This window comes from Pseudomonas sp. WS 5071 (assembly GCF_012985765.1).
Lineage (GTDB): Bacteria > Pseudomonadota > Gammaproteobacteria > Pseudomonadales > Pseudomonadaceae > Aquipseudomonas > Aquipseudomonas lundensis_A.
Genome location: NZ_JAAQWY010000022.1, coordinates 1 through 24,035, shown reverse-complemented (window position 1 = coordinate 24,035; position 24,035 = coordinate 1). Strand labels below are relative to the sequence as shown.

General features: G+C 59.3%; 23 protein-coding genes. 13 read left to right on the top strand and 10 right to left on the bottom strand.

Annotated features, from left to right (window positions below; all coding sequences use genetic code 11):
• The first annotated feature begins 7 nt into the window (after positions 1-7).
• Positions 8-2,542, top strand: a complete 2,535-nt coding sequence (gene hrpB / locus HBN61_RS14530; protein WP_170047018.1) for an ATP-dependent helicase HrpB — start codon at positions 8-10, stop codon at positions 2,540-2,542.
• 21 nt (positions 2,543-2,563) lie between these two features.
• Here hrpB and HBN61_RS14525 read toward each other — a convergent pair whose 3' ends face one another.
• Both HBN61_RS14525 and HBN61_RS14520 read right to left on the bottom strand, forming a co-directional pair.
• Complete coding sequence (locus HBN61_RS14525; RefSeq protein WP_094992195.1) at positions 2,564-3,646, bottom strand: endonuclease/exonuclease/phosphatase family protein; 1,083 nt, start codon at positions 3,644-3,646, stop codon at positions 2,564-2,566.
• 89 nt (positions 3,647-3,735) lie between these two features.
• On the bottom strand, positions 3,736-4,395 hold the full coding sequence (locus HBN61_RS14520) for a YciC family protein (RefSeq protein ID WP_094992196.1): 660 nt from the start codon (positions 4,393-4,395) through the stop codon (positions 3,736-3,738).
• Positions 4,396-4,603: 208 nt separating this feature from the next.
• Between HBN61_RS14520 and HBN61_RS14515 the strand changes: the two genes are divergently transcribed.
• The 4 genes from HBN61_RS14515 to rhlE1 all read left to right on the top strand — a co-directional run bounded on the left by HBN61_RS14515 (position 4,604) and on the right by rhlE1 (position 8,137).
• The gene (locus HBN61_RS14515) at positions 4,604-5,080 is read left to right on the top strand and encodes an NYN domain-containing protein (protein WP_047279101.1); all 477 of its coding nucleotides are present in this window, start codon (positions 4,604-4,606) and stop codon (positions 5,078-5,080) included.
• A gap of 28 nt (positions 5,081-5,108) precedes the next feature.
• The gene (locus HBN61_RS14510) at positions 5,109-5,720 is read left to right on the top strand and encodes a 3'-5' exonuclease (protein WP_169964006.1); all 612 of its coding nucleotides are present in this window, start codon (positions 5,109-5,111) and stop codon (positions 5,718-5,720) included.
• A 124-nt stretch (positions 5,721-5,844) separates the two neighbouring features.
• A complete protein-coding gene (yedA, locus tag HBN61_RS14505) occupies positions 5,845-6,735 on the top strand; it encodes a drug/metabolite exporter YedA (RefSeq protein ID WP_094992198.1) in 891 nt (296 codons plus the stop codon).
• A gap of 67 nt (positions 6,736-6,802) precedes the next feature.
• Complete coding sequence (gene rhlE1 / locus HBN61_RS14500) at positions 6,803-8,137, top strand: RNA helicase RhlE1 (RefSeq protein WP_094992199.1); 1,335 nt, start codon at positions 6,803-6,805, stop codon at positions 8,135-8,137.
• Positions 8,138-8,178: 41 nt separating this feature from the next.
• Here the strand turns inward: rhlE1 and HBN61_RS14495 are convergent, their stop codons facing one another.
• Both HBN61_RS14495 and HBN61_RS14490 read right to left on the bottom strand, forming a co-directional pair.
• Positions 8,179-9,420, bottom strand: coding sequence for a TIGR03862 family flavoprotein (locus HBN61_RS14495; RefSeq protein ID WP_170047017.1), 1,242 nt, complete (start codon positions 9,418-9,420; stop codon positions 8,179-8,181).
• 284 nt (positions 9,421-9,704) lie between these two features.
• A complete protein-coding gene (locus tag HBN61_RS14490; RefSeq protein ID WP_094992201.1) occupies positions 9,705-10,625 on the bottom strand; it encodes a histone deacetylase family protein in 921 nt (306 codons plus the stop codon).
• Positions 10,626-10,716: 91 nt separating this feature from the next.
• Between HBN61_RS14490 and HBN61_RS14485 the strand changes: the two genes are divergently transcribed.
• The 3 genes from HBN61_RS14485 (at position 10,717) to HBN61_RS14475 (ending at position 12,849) form a co-directional block, all read left to right on the top strand.
• A complete protein-coding gene (locus tag HBN61_RS14485; protein ID WP_094992202.1) occupies positions 10,717-11,286 on the top strand; it encodes a GNAT family N-acetyltransferase in 570 nt (189 codons plus the stop codon).
• Between the two features lie 106 nt (positions 11,287-11,392).
• The gene (locus HBN61_RS14480) at positions 11,393-12,262 is read left to right on the top strand and encodes an acyl-CoA thioesterase (protein WP_094992203.1); all 870 of its coding nucleotides are present in this window, start codon (positions 11,393-11,395) and stop codon (positions 12,260-12,262) included.
• The gene (locus tag HBN61_RS14475) at positions 12,259-12,849 is read left to right on the top strand and encodes an HAD family hydrolase (RefSeq protein WP_094992204.1); all 591 of its coding nucleotides are present in this window, start codon (positions 12,259-12,261) and stop codon (positions 12,847-12,849) included. The genes HBN61_RS14480 and HBN61_RS14475 overlap by 4 nt, the downstream gene beginning before the upstream one ends.
• 85 nt (positions 12,850-12,934) lie before the next feature.
• Here HBN61_RS14475 and ypfJ read toward each other — a convergent pair whose 3' ends face one another.
• Positions 12,935-13,828, bottom strand: coding sequence for a KPN_02809 family neutral zinc metallopeptidase (gene ypfJ, locus HBN61_RS14470; protein ID WP_170047016.1), 894 nt, complete (start codon positions 13,826-13,828; stop codon positions 12,935-12,937).
• Between the two features lie 138 nt (positions 13,829-13,966).
• Between ypfJ and HBN61_RS14465 the strand changes: the two genes are divergently transcribed.
• On the top strand, positions 13,967-14,272 hold the full coding sequence (locus tag HBN61_RS14465) for a hypothetical protein (protein ID WP_070411677.1): 306 nt from the start codon (positions 13,967-13,969) through the stop codon (positions 14,270-14,272).
• A gap of 466 nt (positions 14,273-14,738) precedes the next feature.
• On the opposite strand, the gene trmA is transcribed toward HBN61_RS14465, so the two are convergent.
• Positions 14,739-15,827, bottom strand: coding sequence for a tRNA (uridine(54)-C5)-methyltransferase TrmA (trmA, locus tag HBN61_RS14460; RefSeq protein WP_169964014.1), 1,089 nt, complete (start codon positions 15,825-15,827; stop codon positions 14,739-14,741).
• Positions 15,824-17,119, bottom strand: coding sequence for an NCS2 family permease (locus HBN61_RS14455; RefSeq protein WP_169964016.1), 1,296 nt, complete (start codon positions 17,117-17,119; stop codon positions 15,824-15,826). Before HBN61_RS14455 ends, trmA begins: the two co-directional genes overlap by 4 nt.
• A gap of 211 nt (positions 17,120-17,330) precedes the next feature.
• Here HBN61_RS14455 and HBN61_RS14450 point away from each other — a divergent pair, with 211 nt between their 5' ends.
• The gene (locus tag HBN61_RS14450; protein ID WP_169964018.1) at positions 17,331-17,768 is read left to right on the top strand and encodes a DUF4879 domain-containing protein; all 438 of its coding nucleotides are present in this window, start codon (positions 17,331-17,333) and stop codon (positions 17,766-17,768) included.
• Between the two features lie 20 nt (positions 17,769-17,788).
• On the opposite strand, the gene HBN61_RS14445 is transcribed toward HBN61_RS14450, so the two are convergent.
• Complete coding sequence (locus tag HBN61_RS14445; protein WP_094992234.1) at positions 17,789-19,015, bottom strand: MFS transporter; 1,227 nt, start codon at positions 19,013-19,015, stop codon at positions 17,789-17,791.
• A gap of 404 nt (positions 19,016-19,419) precedes the next feature.
• On the opposite strand from HBN61_RS14445, the gene HBN61_RS14440 reads away from it, so the two are divergent.
• Genes HBN61_RS14440 through HBN61_RS14430 form a run of 3 tightly spaced genes read left to right on the top strand, consistent with a single transcriptional unit; the run spans position 19,420 to position 22,096 of the window.
• Positions 19,420-20,859: a cytochrome ubiquinol oxidase subunit I gene (locus HBN61_RS14440; protein ID WP_094992210.1), complete on the top strand. Its 1,440-nt coding sequence runs from the start codon at positions 19,420-19,422 to the stop codon at positions 20,857-20,859.
• Between the two features lie 3 nt (positions 20,860-20,862).
• Positions 20,863-21,870, top strand: coding sequence for a cytochrome d ubiquinol oxidase subunit II (gene cydB / locus HBN61_RS14435; protein WP_094992211.1), 1,008 nt, complete (start codon positions 20,863-20,865; stop codon positions 21,868-21,870).
• A 58-nt stretch (positions 21,871-21,928) separates the two neighbouring features.
• Positions 21,929-22,096, top strand: coding sequence for a DUF2474 domain-containing protein (locus HBN61_RS14430; RefSeq protein WP_094992212.1), 168 nt, complete (start codon positions 21,929-21,931; stop codon positions 22,094-22,096).
• 164 nt (positions 22,097-22,260) lie between these two features.
• On the opposite strand, the gene HBN61_RS14425 is transcribed toward HBN61_RS14430, so the two are convergent.
• Positions 22,261-23,385 carry a methyltransferase gene (locus tag HBN61_RS14425; protein ID WP_170047015.1) on the bottom strand — a complete coding sequence of 375 codons (1,125 nt, stop codon included), beginning with the start codon at positions 23,383-23,385 and terminating at the stop codon, positions 22,261-22,263.
• 168 nt (positions 23,386-23,553) lie between these two features.
• Positions 23,554-23,745 (bottom strand): LuxR C-terminal-related transcriptional regulator, encoded by a 192-nt coding sequence (locus HBN61_RS22670; protein WP_262498778.1) that lies wholly within the window; start codon positions 23,743-23,745, stop codon positions 23,554-23,556.
• Between the last annotated feature and the right edge of the window lie 290 nt (positions 23,746-24,035).

Genomic DNA, 24,035 nt, shown 5'->3' with positions numbered 1-24,035 from the left:
AGCCACCATGATTTCTCTGCCGATTGATGAAGTTTTACCCGCGCTGCGCCTTGCCTTGGCTGAACGTCACGAAGCGGTGCTCGAAGCACCGCCCGGCGCCGGTAAAACCACTCGCGTGCCTCTGGCCTTACTCAACGAGCCGTGGCTTGCGGGGCAGAAGATTGTGATGCTCGAACCCCGACGGCTCGCCGCCCGCGCCGCGGCCGAACGGTTGGCCAGCGAACTGGGCGAAAAAGTCGGCGAGACCGTGGGCTACCGCATTCGCCTCGACAGTAAAGTCGGCCCCGATACGCGCATTGAAGTGGTCACCGAAGGCATCCTCACCCGGCGTTTGCAACAGGATCCGGCGCTCGAAGGTGTCGGTCTGCTGATCTTCGACGAATTCCATGAGCGTAGTCTGGATGCCGATCTGGCGTTGGCCCTGAGCCTGAACGGCCGTGAGTTGTTTCGTGATGAGCTGCCGCTGAAGATCTTGCTGATGTCGGCGACGCTTGAGGGCGATCGGCTCGCCAGCGTGCTCAATGACGCGCCTGTGTTGCGCAGTGAGGGGCGCATGTACCCGGTTGCCATGCGCTGGGGCCGGCCGTTTGTGCCCGGTGAGTTCATCGAGCCACGAGTGGTCCAGACCGTGCTGGAAGCCATCAACGATGAGACAGGCAGTCTGCTGGTGTTCTTGCCCGGTCAGGCAGAGATCCGCAGGGTTTATCAACAGTTGGCACAAGCGCTGGAATCGCGCAGCGACATCCTGCTGTGCCCGCTGCACGGTGATCTTGAGCTGGGCGCGCAACGGGCGGCTATCGAGCCTGCGCCTGCGGGCCAGCGCAAAGTGGTGCTGGCCACCAATATTGCGGAAACCAGCCTCACCATCGACGGCGTGCGCGTGGTGATTGATGCCGGGCTGGCGCGTGTCCCGCGGTTTGACCCGGGCAGTGGCATGACCCGCCTCGACACGCAGCGTATTTCCCGCGCCAGCGCCACGCAACGGGCTGGCCGCGCCGGGCGACTTGAGCCGGGCGTGTGTTATCGATTGTGGTCTGAAGACCAGCATGCGCAGTTGGTGGCCTATGGCAGTGCCGAGGTCTTGCAGGCCGATCTCGCGGGGTTGGCGCTGCAATTGGCGCGCTGGGGCGTGACCCCGCACGAGCTGATTTGGCTCGATGCGCCGCCATCGTCCAGTTATGCACAGGCGCAACAGCTGCTGGAACGCCTGGGTGCCTTGCAGCGGTCGTCGAATCAAGGCTGCACCCTGACGGCACATGGCGAGGCAATGGCCGAGTTGCCGGCGCACCCGCGTATCGCGCACTTGTTATTGCGCGGGCAGGCATGGGGGCTGGCGGACATGGCCTGTAATGTCGCAGCGCTGCTGGGTGAGCGAGATATTCTCCGCGGTGCCGGTGCCGATCTGCACAGCCGTTTGGCTTTGTTGGACGCAGAGGCACGCGCGACGCGGGGCGGGCAGGGCGGCGTACAGCGTGCCAGACAACTGGCGCGCCAGTACCGAGCGCAGTTACGCGGCAAACCGACGCGCCCGGTGGCTGATCCCGAGCACCCGCGCTGGCTCGGTGCCTTGCTGGCCTTGGCCTATCCCGACCGCATTGCCCAGCAGCGCAAGCCCGGCGGTGCCGAATACCGTCTGGCCAATGGCCGGGCCGCGCTGTTCAGCGAGGTCGATGCACTGATGAAGCAGCCATGGCTGGTCATTGCCGACCTGGGCAGCCGTCAGGGACAGCGCGAAGAACGCATTTACCTGGCGGCAGAATTTGATCCCGCGTTACTCGACGGTGTGCTGAGTGAACAGGTCAGTGTGGTCGATCAATTGGACTGGGACGAGCGCGAAGGCGTACTGCGCGCAGAGCGTCAACGTAAAGTGGGTGAGCTGGTGCTGAGCCGCGAACCGTTGACGGGCCTTGATGAAACGGCGCGTTCCCGGGCATTGGTCAATCTGGTACGGCGCAAGGGCCTGGAACTGTTGCCGTGGACGCCTGAACTGCGTCAATGGCAAGCCCGGGTAGGGCTGTTGCGTCAGTTGGACCTTGAGGCCCACGGCCAGAGTGACTGGCCGGATGTCAGTGATGCGGCGCTCTTGACCAGCCTGGAAGACTGGCTGGCGCCGTACGTGGGGCGTGTCTCGCGGCTCAGCCACTTCGCCAGCCTCGATTTGTCGAGCATTGTGCACAATTTGCTGCCGTGGCCGTTGCCGCAACGGCTTGAAGAACAGGCGCCGCATTACATCAAAGTGCCATCTGGTTCATCGGTGCGACTGGACTACAGCGAACACCCACCGATTTTGGCGGTGCGTCTGCAAGAACTGTTCGGGTTGGTGGATACCCCGCGCATTGCGGGTGGGCGGCAGGTGGTCAAGTTGCACCTGTTGTCGCCGGCGCGACGTCCGGTGCAGGTGACCCAGGACTTGGCCAACTTTTGGCGCAGCACCTATGCCGAGGTCAAGAAAGACCTTAAAGGACGTTATCCCAAGCATTACTGGCCCGACGATCCACTCGTTGCCGAAGCCACGGCGCGCATCAAACCCAGAAAAACGTAGCCGCCCACGGGGGGCCTCGATTCAATCCAGCGGCAGCAAAAAGCGGCCTGTAACTGGCAAGTGGTCGGAGAGGGTGAGCGTGTCTTCCTGCCGCACGTAGCCCTCGATGCGTTTGAGTTTCGGGCTGTAAAACAGGTAGTCGAGGGTACGGTCGGGCTCCTCGACACGCGGATTGTTCGGGAAGTGCGTGAGCCACAGTTCGCGGTCGATGCCGGTCGCTTCAGGGTTGCTGGGAATCATTGGGTACTTTTCCCACAGCAAATGCAGCTCGCTGTCAGGCGAGTAACCTGTGCGCAATTCGGCTGGCAGGCGCAGGAACTGGCCGATAGGGAGCAAGTTGAAGTCCCCGCCGATCAGCCAAGGGGTGCCATACCCCTCAAACTTGTCCACCACCGCAGCGGTCGCTTGCATTTGTCGAAGCAGGTTACTGTTGTTCTGCGTCGGGCGGTCGAGTTGGGTATTGATGGCCACCAATTGCCCGCCATCGTTCAGGGGCAGGTAGCTGACGAGCAGGGCGGGTTTGGGTTGAAACTGGCGGCTGACGAAATTGGCCTCGGCCACCGGTAATTGCACGCGTTCGGCGTGTTCGATCTGGAAGCGGCTCAGCGTCACCAGGGTGCGCCCGACACTGCCGAAAATATGCCGGTCGGGGACGAAGTCGGCTTTCCAGGTGAACGCTTGCGCGCTGCAGGGGTAAAGGTCGATCAGGCGTTCCTGCAACAGTTTTAACTGATCCTGATAGGCACTGGCCTTGGCGTTTTGGTCGACCTCTTGCAGCAAGACCAGATCGGGCTTTTCATCGCGGATGATGCGCGCCACCTGATCCAGGCTGAAAGCCATGTCTTCGCGGTTGGGCCGGGTATCCGGCCCGCTGCCGTCGCTCAGGTTGTACCAAAACACATAACGCTTGCCCGCCAGGTATTGCACGTTCCAGGTCATGACCTTGAGCGCCTGACCGGGCACCAGCACCGGCGCATTGGCGGGGCAACTGACAGTCAGTACCTCTTTGGCCTCCGGACGCCACGTCAGGCTGTAGATCAGGCATGCCAACAGCGCTGCTGTCAGCAAGAAACCCACTACGGTATTACGCAAAAGACGTGACATGGACTCGGCTTATAAAGGTTGCAGAGAAGGCAGAGCATACGCGCCCCATGCGCGGCATCCCACCGTCTAAGTTGTAGGTGAACCTTCTATTACTTGTCGGAAGTTTCTCGAATCAGCATAAATAAACGGAAGAGGACCACCGATAAAAACAACTGCAAGAAGCTGTTGATGCTTTCGAGCACCAATGACAACACCGGATTTTCGGCCCGCGGGTACACCGAAAAACCTGTTTCCTTGAGCAGCATCAAGGGTCCGAGTACCGCCAGAATGCACACGAAGATGCGCCAGAAGTGGCCCCGGCTCAGTTCAAAACTCGACTTCAAGGCGGCCAGCGGCGGTTCGTCGCGCAGGACCAGTTGGTATTCGGCAAAGGCAAACACTACGGTCAGGTAGATCCCGGGCACAAAGAACATCGACAGCCCCAGCACGATGAGCAGGGTGCTGATGGCCGCCAGCAACGCGAACTTTGGCCACAGCTGCAACGCTCTGGCCAGCAGGTCACGGTTGCGCGGGCTTTCGCCACGGCTACGCGCGTCGAGAAACAGGATCAGGGCCGCGGTGTAGATGGGGTACACCAGCAAGCCGACGACCAACCCGTAGCCGGGTGACGCATCCGGCCCTGTGGCATGGTCGACGAGTTGTTGCAGCACGGCTTCAAGAATCACCAGCGGCAAGCACAGCGTCGCAATCTGGCCCAGGTTGCGCTGGAAGAAGTACAGGGAGTCGCGAATAACAGTCAGCGGATTCATGGTTCGGTATCAGCATTCAAAAGCGGTGCGCCACTTTAACCGATCAAGCCCGGCATCAAGCAAATGCAAGTGTTTAAGTTGCTGTAAGACGCAGGCGGTATCGGGCGCGGCGGGCGGTTTATCCACGCAAACCTTACGCGGGCTGGCATACTGCCCCCCTTGTTTTCAGTCGTGCGCCCATTTGCCTGGACGCCTTGAGGTGTCCCCGGTGAAAAAAATTGCAGTCTTTGCAGATGTGCAGAACCTCTATTACACGGTTCGCCAGGCGTATGGCTGCCATTTCAATTACGCCGCCCTGTGGGCCGATATCAGCCAACGCGGTGAGATTGTTGAAGCCTATGCGTACGCCATCGACCGTGGTGACAGCAAACAGCAGCAGTTTCAGCAAATTTTGCGCAACCTCGGTTTTACGGTGAAGCTCAAGCCTTATATCCAGCGCAGTGATGGCTCGGCCAAAGGCGACTGGGACGTGGGCATCACCATCGACATCATGGACGCCGCGGCCAATGTGGATGAAGTGGTACTGGCCTCGGGCGATGGCGATTTCGACCTGCTGCTCGAGCGCATTGCCAGCAAGCACGGGGTCGAAACCGTGGCTTACGGCGTGCCGGGCCTGACCGCCAACTCCTTGATCCGCGCGGCCACGCGCTACGTGCCGATTGAAGGCAATTTGCTGCTCAAGTAACGCTCATTTTTTACAGGATTGACCCCGTTTGGAACGTATCGCCGTCATCGACTTTGAAACCACTGGCATTTCCCCGAGCAGCACGTGCCGGGCCACTGAAATCGCTGTGGTGATTCTGGAACAGGGCCGCATTGTCGACCGTTACCAGAGCCTGATGAACGCAGGCGTGCGCGTGCCCGGTTTCATCGAGCAGTTGACGGGTATCAGCAACGCCATGTTGCGCACCGCGCCATCGGCCGAACAGGTGATGAACGAGGTCAACGAATTCGTCGGCATTACCCCGTTGCTGGCGCATAACGCCGCGTTCGACCAAAAATTCTGGGACTTCGAGATGGGCCGCATCAAGCGTACCCGCTTGCAGAACTTTGCCTGCTCGCTGCTGTTGGCGCGGCGTTTGATGCCCGCCGCGCCCAATCACAAGCTTGGTACGCTGACCACGTTTGCCGACCTGCCTCACACCGGCAAGGCGCACCGGGCGATGGCCGACGCCGAAATGGCCGCCAACCTGACCGCACATCTGGCCCGGCAACTGCGCGAACACCACGGTCTGCGTGAGCTGAATCACGATTTGCTGTGCAGCCTGCAAAAAGTGCCGGCCGCCAAGATCAATGACCACCTCAAGCGTTACCGCGGTTTCTGATTGTCAGCCTGCGGCTGCAAAACGGTAAAAGTGTACGGCCACTTTTCATGCATTCTGTTACTTCTGCTCCACCCGCCACTTGTCTAGACTCCCAGGTCCCCTGCCTTTGCCTTTGAGCTGAACCATGCCTGCCGCACGTCGTTTCCCGTTGCAATTGATCGGTGCTTTTTTCGCGTTGTATGTGATCTGGGGTTCGACCTATCTGGTGATCCGTATTGGCATTGAGTCCTGGCCGCCATTGATGATGGCCGGGGTGCGTTTCCTCGTGGCGGGCAGCTTGATGTATGCGTTCATGCGCTGGCGCGGATCCCCACGCCCAACGTGGGTACAGTGGCGTTCGGCAGCAATGATCGGCTTTTTGCTGTTGGCTTGCGGCAATGGTGGCGTGACGCTGGCTGAGCATTCGGGCGTGGCCTCAGGGGTGGCAGCGTTAGCCGTGGCCACTGTGCCGCTGTTCACCTTGCTGTTCGGCTATTTTTGGGGGGCACGCAATACCCGGCTGGAATGGGCCGGGATCGTGCTCGGGTTGATCGGTATTGCCATGCTCAACCTCGGCTCCAACCTGCAAGCCAGTCCGCTGGGGGCGGCGATGATTTTATTCGCAGCGGCGGCATGGGCGTTTGGTTCGGTCTGGAGCCGCCATTTGCCTCTTCCTGCGGGGCCAATGGCCAGCGCTGCAGAAATGCTCACTGCCGGCGCTGTGTTGCTCATTGGCAGCCTGGTGAGTGGGGAGCGTCTGACCCATATGCCGACGGCTGCCGGGTGGGGCGCCTTACTGTACCTGGTGTTTTTCGGCTCGATCATCGCCTTCAGTGCTTACATGTATTTGCTCAAAAACGTACGTCCGGCAGCGGCCACCAGCTACGCCTATGTCAACCCGGCTGTGGCGGTGATGCTCGGCATCGCCTTTGCGGGCGAGACCATCGGTTTCGAAGAGTGCCTGGCTATGGCGGTCATCATCAGCGCTGTGGTGTTGATCGGGTTGCCGCAGTGGCGCAAGCAGAAACCCGTCTGAATTAGGGTAAACTGCGCGCCATTGCAACGTATGCACCCACGCGCTGACCTTTTTCGACGGTATCCCCATGACATTCGCCTCCCTTGGCCTGATCGAACCCTTGCTGCGCGCCCTTGAGACGCTCGGCTACCAGACCCCGACCCCGGTTCAGGCACAAGCCATTCCCGCCGTGCTGGCGGGGCGCGACCTGATGGCCGCCGCCCAGACCGGCACCGGTAAAACCGGTGGCTTTGCCCTGCCGCTCTTGCAGTCGTTGACCATGGAAGGCCCGAAAGTCGCCAGTAACGCTGTGCGTGCGCTGGTGCTGGTGCCGACCCGTGAGTTGGCCGAACAGGTTCACGAAAGCATTCGCCAGTACGCCGAACACCTGCCCCTGAGCACCTACGCGGTGTATGGCGGCGTCAGCATCAACCCGCAAATGATGAAAATGCGCAAAGGTGTTGATGTGTTAGTGGCCACGCCGGGTCGGTTGCTTGATCTGTATCGCCAGAAAGCGATCAAGTTCAACCAGCTGCAAACCCTGATTCTGGACGAAGCCGATCGCATGCTCGATCTGGGCTTCAGCGAAGAACTGCGTGACATCTACCGCGCCTTGCCAAAAAAGCGTCAGACCCTGTTGTTCTCGGCCACGTTCTCGGATGCGATCCGGGCGCTGGGCGAGCAAATGCTCGATAACCCGCTGAGCATTGAAGTCAGCCCGCGTAACGTTGCGGCCAGCAGCGTCAAGCAATGGGTGATCCCGGTCGACAAGAAACGCAAAGCCGAGCTGTTCCTGCATTTGCTGCGCACCCAGCGCTGGAAGCAGGTGCTGGTGTTCGCCAAAACCCGCAATGGCGTGGATGACCTGGTGGGCAAACTGCAAGCGCTGGGCATCAACGCTGACGGCATCCATGGCGATAAACCGCAGGCAACGCGTCAACGGGCGCTGGATCGCTTCAAGGCCAGTGAAGTGCAGATTCTTGTGGCCACCGACGTGGCGGCCCGTGGTCTGGACATCGAAGACCTGCCGCTGGTGGTCAACTTCGACCTGCCGATCGTGGCCGAAGACTACATCCATCGCATTGGCCGTACCGGCCGCGCCGGTCAGAAGGGCGAGGCGATTTCGCTGGTGTGTGCCGATGAAGTGAACATGCTCTCGGCCATTGAGATGCTGACTCGCCAGACCTTGGCGCGTCATGAAGAGCAGGACTTCGAGCCTGAGCACCGCGTGCCCGAAACGGATGCCTCGGGTCAGGTGATCAAAAAGCCGAAGAAGCCTAAAAAGCCGAAAACCTCAGGCGGTGGCGGTAAGCGTAACCTGGGCAAATGGGTCGATAGCGGTGAAGTGGCCCCGGCCGAACCGACGGTCAAGCCTGTGCGTAAAGTACCCGTGTTCAATACGGGCCCGCGCAAACGCAAGTAAGGTTTTAACCGCTACCTCGGGCTGCCGGGTAGCGGTTTAATTCAGGCCTGATGGTGCAACCAGCTTAATACCCCCAACCCGGCGGCGCGGCCACTGGCGAAACAGCCGGTGAGCAAATAGCCGCCAGTGGGCGCTTCCCAGTCCAGCATCTCGCCTGCGCAGAACACCCCCGGCAACTGTTTGAGCATCAAATGCTCGTCCAGCGCCTCAAAGGATACGCCGCCTGCGCTGCTGATGGCCTCGTCCAGCGGACGTGGCGTGATCAGTTGCAATGGCAGCGCTTTGATCGCACGCGCCAGTTGGGCAGGGTTCGTGAAACATTCGGGGGGGGCCAATTCGCGCAGCAGCGCTGCTTTTACTCCGTCCAGCCCGAGCTGGCTGTGCAGATGCTTGCTCATCGAGCGTGAGCCGCGCGGTTTGGCCAGCGCCTTTTCCACGTTATCCACAGCCTTGCCCGGTAACAGGTCGATCAGAACCGTGGCTGCCCCTTGCTGGTTGATCGCTTCTCGAATCGGTGCCGACCACGCGTAAATCAGGCTGCCTTCTATACCACTGGCCGTGATCACGCATTCACCCAAACGCGGGCTGTGATGCTCCAGTGCGAGGGCGATATTTTTCAGCGGCGCACCGGCGAATTTGTTGCGCAACACCTCGCTCCAACCTGCCACCTCAAACCCGCAGTTGCTAGGTTGCAGCGGCGCCAGCGCGACACCGCGCTCAGCCAGCAGCGGCATCCACGCCCCATCGGACCCGAGCCGCGCCCAACTGCCGCCTCCCAGTGCCAAAACCGTTGCGTCGGGGGTGATGTGTTTTTCACCTTCCGGGCTGTCGACGCGCAATGTGCCATCGGGCAGCCAGCCTAACCAGCGATGGCGGGTGTGGATAACGACACCGGACTCGCGCAAACGCTTGAGCCAGGCGCGTAAAAGCGGCGCGGCTTTCATGTCGGTGGGGAACACCCGGCCCGAGCTGCCAACGAAGGTCTCGATCCCTAGCCCGTGAATCCACCGGCACAGCGCATTGGCATCAAAGGCACGCAACAGTGGCGCAATCTTTGGCGCCCGTTCGGCATAGCGTGAAAGAAAGGCAGGGTACGCTTCGGAATGGGTGATGTTCATGCCCCCGACCCCGGCCAGTAAAAACTTGCGCCCAACCGACGGCATGGCGTCGTACACATCAACGCGCACACCCGCCTGACTCAGCACTTCTGCGGCCATAAGGCCCGCCGGGCCACCGCCAATAATGGCGACATGAGGGGGAAGGGAAGTGATGGCGTCAGTCATGGCAAGCTGCAAATCGGCGAAATAAGCGGCGCATTCTACCTGACTGCGCAAACCCGTAGTCGCTGCCCAGGCATGAGGCCGCGATCGGCCGTCACGTTGCGTTAAATACCCACCGCGACGTCATGGCTCACGCGCCCGGTGCAGAGCGGCCCGGCAGCGGTTTTAGCCTGTGGCGACTGGATCTGTATGAAAAACATACAGCGCCTTGCAGGCCCCGTTCTGTATGGGCTGCAAGGGCTTTCACTCAGGTTATCCACAAGCAGCTCCACAGGCATTGTGGGTAATTAATCGCAGCCCATTGAGCGCCAGACGCTGTGCGCGCTGTGATGCAAAATCCCATGGCGGCGCGCGAGCGCTTTACGGTCTTTGCTGTAGCCACCGCCGATTACCCCGACCACCGGTATGTCACGGCCCAGACAATGGCGCAGGACGGCTTCGTCACGCGCCGCGAGGCCTGCGTCAGTCAGTTTCAAATACCCCAACGCGTCATCCTGGTGGACATCGACCCCGGCGTCGTACAACACCAAGTCCGGCTGGTACAGCGGCAATAAGTAATTCAGCGCTTCATCCACCACTTGTAAATAGGCCGCATCGCCCATACCCATGGGCAGGCCAATGTCCCAGTCGCTTTGCGCCTTGCGCGCCGGAAAGTTCTTTTCGCAGTGCAGCGAAACAGTAACCGCCTCTGGCGTAGATTCCAGAATGCGGGCAGTGCCATCACCTTGGTGCACGTCGCAGTCAAAAATCAGCACGCGACTTACGCGCCCGCTTTCCAGCAAATAACGGCTGATGACTGCCAGATCATTGAAGATGCAAAAGCCCGCAGGGTGATCGTAGTGCGCGTGATGGGTGCCACCGGCCAAGTGGCAGGCCAAGCCGTGGCTCAATGCCTGTTCCGCGGCGAGCAAGGAGCCGCCGACTGCGCGAATCGTGCGCCGCGCCAGGGCTTCGCTCCAGGGCAGGCCCAGACGACGCTGATCTTCACGCGCCAGCTCGCCCGCCATGTAGCGCTCGATGTACGCCGGATCATGGGCGAGGGCGAGGATATCCACAGGGCATAGCTCGGGGCGAAGCAGGTCGGTGTCCCGGGTCAGCCCGGTTTCCACCAGGTGGTCGCGCAGCAGGCGGAATTTATCCATTGGGAAACGATGCTCGGGCGGGAACGCCGGGCTGTAGTCATCGTGATAAATCAGCGGTAAAGGCATGGGGATTTCACGTCGGAACGAGCGCCGGATCTTAACAGCGCGGTACACTGCCCGACAGATGAAAAGCCCGGTCATCAATCGGAGGGGTTTGATGGAGCAAATTCAGGAGCTCGAAAGTGCCCGTCTGCGCTTGCGTCCCTGGCGCGACACGGATCTGGCAGAGTTCGCTGCCATGTGCGCCGATCCCCAGGTCATGCGGTATTTTCCGGGGCTGCTTACTCGCCTCGAAAGTGCTGCCATGATTGGCCGTATTCGCGGTCACTTTGCTGAATATGGTTACGGGCTGTGGGCATTGGAGCGTAAAGACACGGGTGCGTTTATCGGCTTTACCGGTTTATGGAACGTCGGGTTCGATGCACCGTTCACGCCGGCTGTCGAGATTGGCTGGCGCCTGGCGCCCGAACATTGGGGGTTGGGCTACGCCAGTGAAGCCGCCTGGGCAGTGTTGCGCTGCGCGTTTGACCGACTGGCGCTGGATCAAGTGGTGTCTTTTACCACCGAGGCCAATTTGCCCTCGCAAAAAGTGATGCAGGCCATCGGTATGCAGCGTGACCTGGCGGGAGATTTTGAACACCCGAAGCTCCCGGAGGGGCATGCATTGCGGCCCCACGTGCTGTATCGGATCAGTCGGGCGCAATGGTTGGAAACACTGCACGGATAAGCAGGCAAATGACTTTCAAGTTGTAGGTTAGGCGGCGAGTGCCGAATTTTGTTTGACCGTCGCAGCGAAGATTGCGCCGGTATTGCTCTGTGTGAGGAAAAACTGAATGAGCCAAGTGTTGGATGATCTGGTCAATTTGCTGACCCTGGAACCGATCGAAGAGAACCTCTTTCGCGGCCGCAGTCAGGACTTGGGCTTTCGCCAGTTGTTCGGCGGTCAGGTGCTCGGCCAATCGTTGTCCGCCATGAGCCAGACGGTTGAAGACGCCCGGCACGTGCATTCGATGCATGGTTACTTCCTGCGGCCCGGCGATGCCGGACTGGCCGTGGTGTATCAGGTCGACCGGGTGCGCGATGGCGGCAGCTTCAGCACGCGCAGGGTGACGGCGATCCAGAAGGGCCAGCCGATTTTTACCTGCAGCGCGTCGTTTCAATACGATGAAGGCGGATTCGAGCATCAGATTCCGATGCCCCAGGTGGTCGGCCCTGAGAATCTGCCCTCCGAGCTGGAGCTGATCCGTCAGCGCGCGCACCTGATTCCTGAGGCCATGCGCGAAAAACTGCTGTGTGCCAAACCCATCGAATTCCGTCCGGTGGTGGGGGAAGACCCGTTCAACCCCAAGGTCTGCGACCCGATCAAGTACGTCTGGTTTCGGGCCGACGGCGCGCTGGCCGATACCCCCGCGCTGCATAAGTACCTGCTGGCTTACGCCTCGGACTTCGGCTTGCTGACCACCTCGCTGCTGCCTCATGGCAAAGGCGTGTGGCAAAAAGACATGCAAGTGGCCAGCCTCGACCACGCCCTGTGGTTCCACGCAGACCTGCGTGCTGACGACTGGTTGCTGTATGCCATGGACAGCCCTTGGGCAGGCAACTCCCGGGGCTTCTCCCGCGGCAGCGTGTATAACCGCGCCGGGCAGTTAGTGGCATCGGTCACTCAGGAAGGTTTAATTCGCCATCGCAAGGACTGGGCATGACGCTAAAAGATGTAAAGCATTGGGTGTTCGACATGGACGGCACGCTAACCGTGGCGGTGCATGACTTCCAACTGATTCATCGCGAACTGTGTATCCCGGACGATGAAGACATCCTTACTCACCTCGCCGGTTTGCCGCCCGCCGAATCGGCCGAAAAGCACGCCTGGCTGCTGGAGCACGAGCGTGAGCTGGCGCTGGCCTCGAAAGCGGCCCCTGGCGCGGTCGAGTTGGTTCTCGATCTCGTCGAGCGCGGCGTGCGTTTAGGCGTGTTGACCCGCAACGCACAGGAACTGGCGCGCATCACCCTCAAGGCCATCGGTCTTGAGCAATGTTTCGCGGCTCAAGACGTGTTGGGACGTGACAACGCAGCGCACAAACCCGACCCCGATGGCCTGCTGAAACTGGCCAAAGCGTGGAACGTTGAGCCTGCGCAGATGGTGATGGTAGGGGATTTTCGTTTTGACCTTGAGTGCGGGCGTGCTGCTGGCAGCAAGACTGTGCTGGTCAACGTCCCTGAAAACCCGTGGCCCGGTCTGGCCGACTGGCACGCCAGGGATTGTTTTGAACTGCGGCGTTTGTTGGCCTGACCTCGGCCAGTCTCACGTGTCACATGCGCAGCCCGATAGCCGCTACTTGTCAGCGGCTTTGCGGGTTGCGATATTGTTAAAACCGTTACAGGCTCGGTGCGGAAAAGGTGTCGCACTGATTAATGTCGCCATGCGCGAAACCGGTCTTGAACCACTTCACCCGTTGCGCCGAAGTACCGTGGGTAAAGGAGTCTGGCACTACGCGTCCTTGGCCTTGCTGCTGCAAACGGTCATCACCAATGGCGTTTGCCGCGTTCAGCGCTTCCTCAATGTCACCCGGCTCCAGCCAGTTCAAGCGTTTTTGCGCAATGCTGGCCCACACGCCTGCCAGACAGTCCGCTTGTAATTCCTGACGTACCAGCAAACCGCCATCGCCTTTCATGGGTTTGCCTTGCTGACGGGCCATTTGCATTTTCGACGACACGCCCAACAACGTTTGCACGTGATGGCCCACTTCATGGGCAATCACATACGCCTGGGCAAAATCCCCTGCGGCTTGAAAGCGCTGAGCCATCTCCTGGAAAAAGCTCATGTCCAGGTAGACTTTCTGGTCGGCTGGGCAGTAAAAAGGTCCGCTGGCGGAGGAGGCAGAGCCGCACGCCGAGTTGATCTGACCACTGAACAACACCAGGGTCGGGTCTTTATAGGTGCGGCCAGACTGCTGAAAGACCTGACGCCATGTGTCTTCGGTGTCGCCCAGCACGGCACGCACGAACTCGGCTTGTTGATCGTTGGCAGGCGGCGCATGGCCTGTTTGTTGCGAGACCTGCGGCGATGATTGCTCCGTCAACTGGCCGCTCAACTGCCCGAGAATTTGCATGGGGTCCTGCCCGGTCAGCAAGCCGAAACCGACGATGACCACAACGGCCATCAGGCTCAAGCCTTTACCGCCCCCGATGCGCATCCCGCCGCCGCCTCCGGTACTTTGATCGCGCACGTCTTCCACGTTGTCGCTACGCCGGCCTTTTTTCCAAAGCATGGAGGTTTCCTCTATCAATCGTTTTCATAAGTGTTGTTGCTGACGGAGGGCTGCGCCAGCCCGGCTGTCAGACGCTCTTGCACAGACCGCGGAGTGTGGCACTTAGTGCTATGACGCCGCAGTGATAAGTTCAGGTAGATGGCAGTCACCCTGAGGGTCAATCGAAAAACATTCTCGAGAAAAACTAAAAGGGGGCCGCTTTCCTTCATGCTCCAGGGAGCCGGTTTTTCGGGGATGGATCTCAGCGGCTTGTTCCTCGGGGAAGTGACCTGCCTAAGGTTGAGCATGGACGAAAAGCTCAAATCGACAACTCACTCTGTTTCCTTTGCGGCAAGCCAAGAAACCCTGGTAGAAGCCGAGGATGAACGGGCAAGGCATGGAACCCCATGCAAAGGTCGGAAAACAGCGCAAGCCCTGAAGCAGACGCTTTTCACGCTGCCCTGACGGGGTCAGGGCATTGGTCGTCTCAACGTGATTGAGGGACTGGCCTCCGTTGCAGCTTCACGCTGAATTGAAATTTCTGACGGCTTATTACAGACGTATCGTTCTAGATCGTTGGCCTATGTCACGCAGTGTCTTCAGACGCATGCCTCAGTATTTTCCTGCGTATTGACGAAAGGCTTGCTGCGAAGCGTCAAGAAAGACGTCACTGCTGACGCTTAACCAGAGAATAGCCAAGGCCTCGAACAGCGGTGGGCGGTGCTGGGCGGTTAGGGTTTGGCCGTAAGAAGTGGCAGTGGGGTCCCCGAGCGCAGGGTGCAAACGACGTTAAAAAACGTACTCGGCGGAGTGCCGGGGCAGGGGGAAGGTTTTACGAACGCTTCGCGTCCGATTACAGCCTCGGGGCTCTTGAGCGACGACAGGTGAGCTTGTGTAGTCGCTCAAGAGCCCCGAGGTTTTTTACAGCCGCTTATCGGCGAACCAGCAGCACACCGGATTCCATGTGGTGGGTCCACGGGAATTGGTCAAACACCGCGCAACGCTCGATGCGGTGGGTGTCGTGCAGTTGGGCGATGTTCTCGGCCAGGGTCAGCGGGTTACACGAGATATACAGAATGTTGTCGAAGCGTCGGGTCAGTTCGCAGGTGTCCGGGTCCATGCCAGCACGGGGCGGGTCAACGAACACACTGCCAAAGTCGTAGCTTTTCAGGTCAATGCCCTGCAAACGCCGGAACGGACGCACTTCATTCAGCGCCTCGGTCAACTCTTCAGCCGACAACCTGACCAGCGTGACGTTATCCACAGCGTTGTCGCTGAGGTTGTTGAGCGCGGCATACACTGAGGTCTTGCTGATTTCAGTGGCCAGCACTTTGCGCACACGGGTGGCCAGCGGCAAGGTGAAGTTGCCGTTGCCGCAATACAGCTCCAGCAAGTCATCCGAACGCTCGCCGAGCGCCTCGTAGGCCCAATTGAGCATCTTTTGGTTCACCGTGCCGTTAGGCTGGGTGAACGCGCCTTCAGGCTGTTGATAACTGAAGGTGCGACCTGCCACCTCAAGTTTTTCCACCACATGATCGCGCCCGATCACGACACGCTTGCCTTTGGAACGGCCAATCACGCTGATGTCGAGGTCTTGAGCCAGCTGTTCGGCTGCCTGTTGCCAGTGCTCATCCAGCGGGCGGTGGTAGCACAACGTGACCATCGCATCGCCTGCGAGGGTGGTCTGGAACTCCACCTGAAACAGCTTGTGGCTCAACGCGGAGCTGGCTTTCCAGGCGGCCTTGAGCTGCGGCATCAACTGATTGATCCGCAGGCTGGCAATCGGAAAATCTTCGATCAGGATCGGCGTGCGTTTGTCTTCCGGGGAAAACATCGCGTAGTGACGCTCGCCGGCTTCGCGCCACAGGCGGAACTCGGCGCGCAGACGAAAGTGTGTCATCGGCGAGTCGAAGACTTGAGGTTCCGGCGCGTCGAACGGCGCCAGCAACTCGCGCAGACGGTTGGCCTTGGCCTCCAGCTCTACGGCGTACGTTGCAGAATCAAACGGCAAGGCACTCATGCGTTAAACCAACCCAATTTGACCACGAACAAGACCGACAGAATGATTAATGGCGCATTCAGCTCGCGGGCGCGGCCCGACAGCAACTTGATCACTGTCCAGGAAATGAAGCCGAAGGCGATACCGTTGGCGATGGAATACGTGAACGGCATGGCCAGGGCGGTAATGACCACCGGCGCGGCAACGGTCACGTCGTCCCATTCGATCTCGGCCAGGCCGCTCATCATCAGCACGGCCACGAACATCAGGGCTGGCGCGGTGGCGAATGCCGGTACGCTGGCGGCCAAGGGCGAGAAGAACAGTGCCAGCAAGAACATGATGCCGACCACGATGGCGGTCAGACCGGTACGGCCCCCGGCGCTCACGCCAGCAGCCGATTCGATGTAGCTGGTGGTGGTGGAGGTACCCAGCAGCGAACCGGCCATGGCCGCGGTGCTGTCAGCAATCAGGGCACGGCCCATTTTCGGCATATGGCCGTCTTTGCCCATCAGGCCTGCACGCTTGGCAACCCCGATCAGGGTGCCCGAGTTGTCAAACAGGTCAACGAACAGGAACGCAAAGATCACGCTGACCAGGCCGATGTCCAGCGCGCCTTTGATGTCCAGTTGCAGGAAGGTTGGGGCCAGCGAAGGCGGCATCGACATCACACCACCGAACGCGGTCACGCCCATCAGGATAGAGGCGACGGTCACGCCCAGAATGCCGATCAGCACTGCGCCCCGAACTTTCATGGCTTCCAGCGCCACGATCACGGCAAAGCCCAGCGAAGCCAGGATGACTTTTGGTTGAGTCAGGTCGCCCATGCCGACCAGTGTGGCCTGGTTGGCCACCACGATGCCGGCGTTACCCAGTGCGATCAGCGCCAAAAACAGGCCGATACCGGCGGCAATCGCTGAGCGCAGGGGCAGCGGAATGCTGTTGATGATCCATTCGCGGATGCGAAAAATCGACAGCAGGAAGAACAATACGGCGGAAATGAAGACGGCACCCAGCGCAACTTGCCAGGTGTGACCCATGTGCAGGACCACGGTGTAGGTGAAGAAGGCGTTCAGGCCCATGCCCGGAGCCAGCGCAATCGGGTAGTTGGCGATGATGCCCATGATTGCCGAACCGATGGCGGCCGCCAGGCAGGTTGCGACAAACACTGCGCCTTTATCCATGCCGGTTTCGCCGAGGATGCTCGGGTTTACGAACAGGATATAGGCCATTGCCAGAAACGTGGTGATCCCCGCAAGGATCTCGGTACGCACGTTGGTGTTGTGTGCCTTGAGTTGAAACAGCCTTTCCAGCATGCCAGTCCCCGTGGCGCCCCCAGGCGCCGTCATTAAATCGTTTTCAACAGCAAAGCACAGACTTGTAACGCCTGAAGTTTTTCTGTCTGTCGGAAAAAGCCGCGCATCATACCAGCAGCTTCAGCGTATGGCTGCTTTGGTTTGGGTGAGCGGCGATGTTTTGTAACGTCTGGGTGACAGGCATACTGTGTGCCAGTTTTTCGGGGGGCTTATGACACGCACTATCAAATCTGTTTTGGCTTGTTTGAGCCTGTTCCTCAGCGCAGGCCTCAATGCGGCACCCGCGCTGCCCTTGAGTGCGCTCGAAGTTTTGCAGGTGGTGTCTAAGACGGGCGCGACAGAGGAGGTGCGTGGTAATGAGAAAACCCGTAGAGCGCACCATGGCGCCACTATCAAGGTGCATGTGCTGGAGCGGGGTTATGGCAGTAACCAGCCGTGGGTAACCTTCAATGGGCATGAGGTAGATGGCACGCGCACACCGGTGTGTAACCGGGGTGAGGGGCTTGTGACCTGTAATGGTGCAGGCACCACAGTGGGTTACCTCTATACCTTCACGTTTCGTAACACCGATGGCGGGTGGTTCGAGTTTACTAATACCTCGCTGGTGCCACCGCATAACCGGCTGAGTGCACGCCTCTATATAAAGTAGCTGCTCCCAATCGGTAGCGACTACAGGGCTTTTTCTTCTAGCATCCGGTCGCGCCTGGCCAACCCGGGGAACAGTTTTATCCACAGCCCGGTGACGACCAGCGTTCCGAGGCCGCCCAACACCACCGCTGGCACGGTGCCCAACCAATGAGCCGTTGCGCCTGACTCGAACTCGCCCAGTTGGTTAGACGCGCCGATAAACAGGCCATTGACCGCGCTTACGCGACCGCGCATTTCATCCGGGGTTTGCAGTTGCACAAACGATGCGCGAATCACCATGCTGATCATGTCCGCCGCGCCAAGCACGACGAGTACTGCCATTGAGAACCAGAACGATGTCGACAGCCCGAAGGCGATGGTTGCGACGCCGAACACGCCCACGGCTGTAAACATGATGCGCCCGACCTTGCGCTCCACCGGGAAACGGGCCAGCCACAGGGACATCAGCAGCGCACCGACTGCCGGTGCCGATCGCAGCATGCCCAAGCCCCACGGCCCGGTAAGCAGGATGTCTTTGGCAAATACCGGCAACAGCGCCGTCGCGCCGCCCAGCAGCACGGCAAATAAGTCCAGCGATATCGCGCCCAGCACATCCGGGTGACGGCGGATAAAGCGAATGCCCCCCAGCAGTGAGTCCAACGTGGCTTTGCCTTTGTTCAATGCCGCTTGCCGTGCAGGCAAGTTGCTCATCAACAGCGCAGCAATGAAGTACAGCGCGACGGCAGGGCCATACACCCAGACACTGCCAAAGGCGTAGAGCAAACCGCCAAACGCCGGGGCAATAATGGTGGCCGATTGTTGCGCGGCCTGTGCCGCCGCCACCGCGCGGGGGAACAGGCTGGCGGGCACGATGGAGGGCAGCAGCGCCTGTGTGCTGGGCATTTCAAAGGAGCGGGCGCTGCCCAACAGGAACGCCAGGAGAAAAATCATTTCCCGCGTGACGTTGTCGGTTGCACTGCTGATGGCCAGCGTCAGCGCAATCATGCCCTGCAGGGTTTGGCAAAGCGCAGCGACTTTGCGCCGGTCATAGCGATCCGCCACATGCCCGGTGTGCAACATAAACAGCACACGCGGAGTGAACTCGATGAGACCGACCCAGCCCAGGTCCATGACGTTGCCAGTGAGCTGATACAAGTTCCAGCCGATGGCCACGGTCAGCATTTGAAATGCACTGGCAGTAAAGATGCGGGCAAACCAAAAGGCGATAAACGGACGGTGATGGCGAAGTAATAAAGGCGGGTGATTCATTAAACGGCCGTCACTGCGGGTAAAGGAGGTGGCGAGGTTATCATTAAGTTGTAACAAGTAATGACGCAAAAAGGGGGCCTTAAAGCGGACAAACGGCAAGCGCGAAAACCTTCCAAAACGATTACCTGCATTTCTTGCAAAGGTCTATTCCGGGGCCTGGGACATCCTGTCACGCGACAACAAACCACATTAGCCGCTCGCCAGGAATGGACTACTCTTTCAGCATTGCTTGATCCAGATCAAAACACCTCACGTTTAATCTGGAGTGGCCAGCCGGCCAGATCCCCTTCGTGTTGTGGTTGAAAGAGCGAACGCCGATTCGTGGTGCCACGGCCTGCGGGACAGTTGGATACAGGCGCCGTGCCTGTGTTCTGAACGACCTGATACCTGATAGAGGATGGCTTATGTTCGGTTTGGAGGCTTTAGATCTCGCCCGAATTCAGTTTGCGTTTACCGTATCGTTCCACATTATTTTTCCCGCCATTACCATCGGTCTCGCCAGTTACCTGATGGTGCTTGAAGGGATGTGGCTGAAAACCCGTGACGATACCTACCGCGATCTGTATCACTTTTGGTCGAAGATTTTCGCTGTCAACTTTGGTATGGGCGTGGTTTCCGGCGTGGTCATGGCGTATCAGTTCGGCACGAACTGGTCGCAGTTTTCCGACTTCGCAGGGTCTGTCACCGGGCCTCTGCTGACCTATGAAGTGCTCACTGCGTTCTTCCTTGAAGCCGGGTTTTTGGGCGTCATGCTCTTCGGCTGGAACCGCGTGGGTCGCGGCATGCACTTCTTCTCGACCGCGATGGTGGCCCTCGGGACACTGGTGTCGACCTTCTGGATTCTGGCATCCAACAGCTGGATGCAAACCCCGCAGGGCTACGAGATCATCGACGGCCGGGTGATTCCGGTGGACTGGCTGGCGGTGATTTTCAACCCGTCGTTCCCGTACCGTCTGGCGCACATGGCGACGGCCGCATTTGTGGCCACGGCGTTCTTCGTCGGTGCTTCGGCAGCCTGGCACCTGTTGCGCGGTCGTAACACACCGGCCATACGTCGGATGTTCTCCATGGCTATGTGGATGGCGCTGGTGGTTGCTCCGCTGCAAGCCTTTATCGGCGATGCCCATGGCCTGAATACGCTGAAGTATCAGCCTGTGAAAATCGCGGCGATTGAAGGTCACTGGGAGAACAAACCCGGCGAACCTACGCCACTGATCCTGTTCGGCATCCCGAACATGAAAACCGAAACCACTGATTACAAGATTGAAGTGCCGTACCTGGGCAGCCTGATCCTCACCCACAGCCTGGATAAACAAATCCCGGCGATGAAGGATTACCCGGCCGCCGACCGTCCGAACTCGACCATTGTGTTCTTCAGCTTCCGCATCATGGTCGCGCTGGGGATGCTCATGATCTTCATCGGGCTGTGGAGCCTCTGGCTGCGCAAGCGGGGCACGCTGTACGAGAACCGCTGGTTCTTGCGTCTGGTGTTGTGGATGGGACCGTCCGGCCTGATCGCCATTCTGGCAGGCTGGTTTACCACTGAGATCGGTCGTCAACCGTGGGTTGTTTACGGGTTGATGCGCACTGCTGATGCGTCCTCCAATCACAGCGTGACGCAGATGAGCATCACCCTGATCCTGTTTGTGCTGGTCTACTTCTCACTGTTTGGTGTTGGTCTGGGCTACATGATGCGTCTGGTGCGCAAAGGTCCGGTCACCCATGAAGGGGATGAGCGCCCGTCGGGTGGTCCAGGTCAGCAACGCACGCCTGCCCGTCCTTTGTCTGCTGCCGACGAAGGCACAGAAGAAGGCTACAGCGACAGCCTGAACAAGGGGAATTGAGTCATGGGTATTGATCTGCCACTTATCTGGGCAATCATCATCATCTTCGGGATCATGATGTACGTGGTCATGGATGGCTTCGATCTCGGCATCGGCATCCTCTTTCCGTTCATCCAGGGCGAGAAAGACCGAGACGTGATGATGAACACTGTTGCCCCCGTCTGGGACGGTAACGAAACCTGGCTGGTACTGGGCGGCGCAGCGCTGTATGGCGCTTTCCCGCTGGCGTACTCCGTGGTGCTGTCGGCGCTGTACCTGCCGCTGGTACTGATGCTGATCGGTTTGATCTTTCGGGGTGTGGCCTTTGAGTTCCGCTTCAAGGCCCGGGCCGAGAAACGCCATATTTGGGACAAAGCGTTCATCGGCGGCTCTATTGCGGCGACGTTCTTCCAGGGTGTAGCGCTGGGTGCGTTCATTGATGGCATCCCGGTGGTCAATCGCCAATACGCCGGTGGCGGGCTGGACTGGCTTTCGCCCTTCACGGTGTTCTGCGGGATTGCACTGATCGTGGCGTACGCCTTGCTGGGTTGCACGTGGTTGATCATGAAAACCGAAGGCTCCCTGCAAGAACGGATGCACAAGCTGGGCCGCCCACTGGCATTGGCTGTACTGGTTTTGATGGGGGTTGTAAGCCTGTGGACACCGCTGGCGCATTCCGACATCGCGGCGCGCTGGTTCACGTTGCCTAATCTGTTCTGGTTCTTACCGGTGCCGATTCTGGTGTTGGTAACCATGTATGCGTTGCTCAAGGCGATTGCTCGCAATGCGCATTACGCCCCGTTCCTGTTGACCCTGGTGCTGATTTTCCTGGGGTATAGCGGGCTGGGCATCAGCCTGTGGCCAAACATCGTCCCGCCTGCGATTTCGATCTGGGATGCAGCGGCGCCGCCGCAAAGTCAGGGCTTCATGCTGGTCGGAACCCTGTTCATCATTCCGTTCATCCTGGGTTACACCTACTGGAGCTACTACGTGTTCCGCGGCAAGGTGACCCACGAAGACGGATACCACTAGTCGCACGTGCCGCTGCGGCCCAAGGGTCGCAGCCATTGCTTGCAGAGGAGTGCCGAACATGGCTGGAAAAGATTATCTGAACGACGTGCAAGAGTGCGAGAAGAAGCCGCTGTGGCAACGCATTGGCTGGTTGCTGGTGATCTGGACCGCCAGTGTGGCGAGCCTGGCTGTATTTGCCCTGCTGATACGCCTGTTTATGACGGCGGCCGGCATGAAAAGCCACTGACTTCCCATCCCGTTGCCTTGCAGCACGGATTTATAACCCGCTTCGGCGGGTTTTTTTTGACGTGGAAAACGTGGTGTTGTTGACCCTGGCGCGGCACAAAGATCTCCACGTACGGTCCGCGATCCCTCGCAAACTCACGCGCCCGGGCAGTGACGACAGTGCTTTTATTTGCGCGCTTTGAGAATCACGAACTTGGGGGTCGCTGCCACTTGTTCGACCCCCCTAAACAGCTTCGCCAGCTTGCTGTGGTAGCCCAGATGGCGATTGCCGACGATGTACAGCGCGCCCCCCACCACCAGCGCATCACGGGCCTGATTGAACATGCGCCAGGCCAGAAAGTCGCCCACGACCTGCTGTTGATGGAAGGGCGGGTTACACAGCACCACGTCCAGCGATTGTGGCGCCTGACCTGCCAACCCGTCGTCAGCACGCACGACAACCTCGCGTTCACCCAATGCTGCCTGCCAGTTTTCACGTGCCGATTGCACAGCCATAAACGACTCATCGACCAACGTGTATTGGGCATCCGGATTACTCAACGCACTGGCAATCGCCAGAACGCCATTGCCACATCCCAGGTCCGCTACCCGCGCAGCCCCCAGATTTTTTGGCAGGTGTGGCAGAAACGCCCGCGTGCCGATATCCAGTCCTTCGCGGCAGAAAACGTTGGCGTGGTTAATCAACTCGATGGCGGGCTCATCCAGTCGGTAGCGGGTCGGATAAGGTGAAGTGAAAGCCTCTTTGTCTTCCACTGTTGCGCTCAACAGACGCGCTTTTTTCACGGCCAGCGAGGCCTGCACCGGGCCGATGTAGCGCTCCAACAGATCACCGGCCGCGCGGGGCAGGTGCTTGATCATGGCGCCGGCTATTACCTTGGCGCCCGGCGCCAGTTGGCCTTGTAAGCGGATCAGTTGTTCTTCAAGCAGGGCCAGGGTTTTAGGCACTTTGACCACTACGCAATCGAACGGACCGATCAGTGGCTGACTCGCCGCAATGACGGTCACGGCATTGAATGCAAACTGGTTACGGGTGAGGTTTTTTTCCAGTGCCTGAATGGCCAGGAACGAGTCGCTGCTGCTGGTGACATTCATTGAGCTGACCAGGCTGATAGCCAGCGCACCAAAACTGTCGTTAAGCACCAGAACACGGCTGCCCTTTGGCAACCCCTGTTCGGCCAGGTGATTGAGTAAATACTCGTCCGCAGCATCGAAGGCCTGTAGCGGCTCATTCTGTTGTTCAGGCTGGCGGATCAAGTGGAGATGGGCGAACGGGGTGTCGAGCACAGGCATTGGGACAAACTCTGGGGAATCGACAGCGGCATCTCTGCCCTGAAGGGCAAGAATCAACACTGGAGTCCGTGGGGTTTACAGGTGTGCGCGATTTTACTTTTTTTTGCAGGGGATTACCTGATGCGTTTATCAGGTGATGGTCTGGATGCAGACAACTCGCCGGTTTGGCTATAACAAGCCCGACTTTGTCGCGATTACCACGGCTGACGTTTTATTGTTCGCACCCATTTTGCGAATGGCACTACTGATATGGAAATTCACTGTGCGCGTGGTCAGGCTCAGGATCATGCCAATGTCAAACGCGGTCTTGCCTTCCGCCGTCCACTTCAGGACTTCGGACTCACGTGCCGAAAGTCGCATGGCTTGAGGGGGAGGCTCGTCCTGCCTGGGCAAATACCGTGCGGTCATAGACGTGTGCAGTTGGTTGCACAACCACAGCACATGGGCGGCCTTTTCGGAAAATTCGAAGGCTGTGACCGGTGTTTTTGATCTGGCCAGGCTCAGAATACTGATAACACCCTTGCCCCCGGTGTCAGGCTAGTTGTCGCCTGAGCTGATTTATCAAAACGATAGATCGGGGGCGTCAAAGAGAGCTGTAATGTCGAGCTATTCACCTGAGCGTAAAGCTGCCCTGCTGAACAAGTTACTCC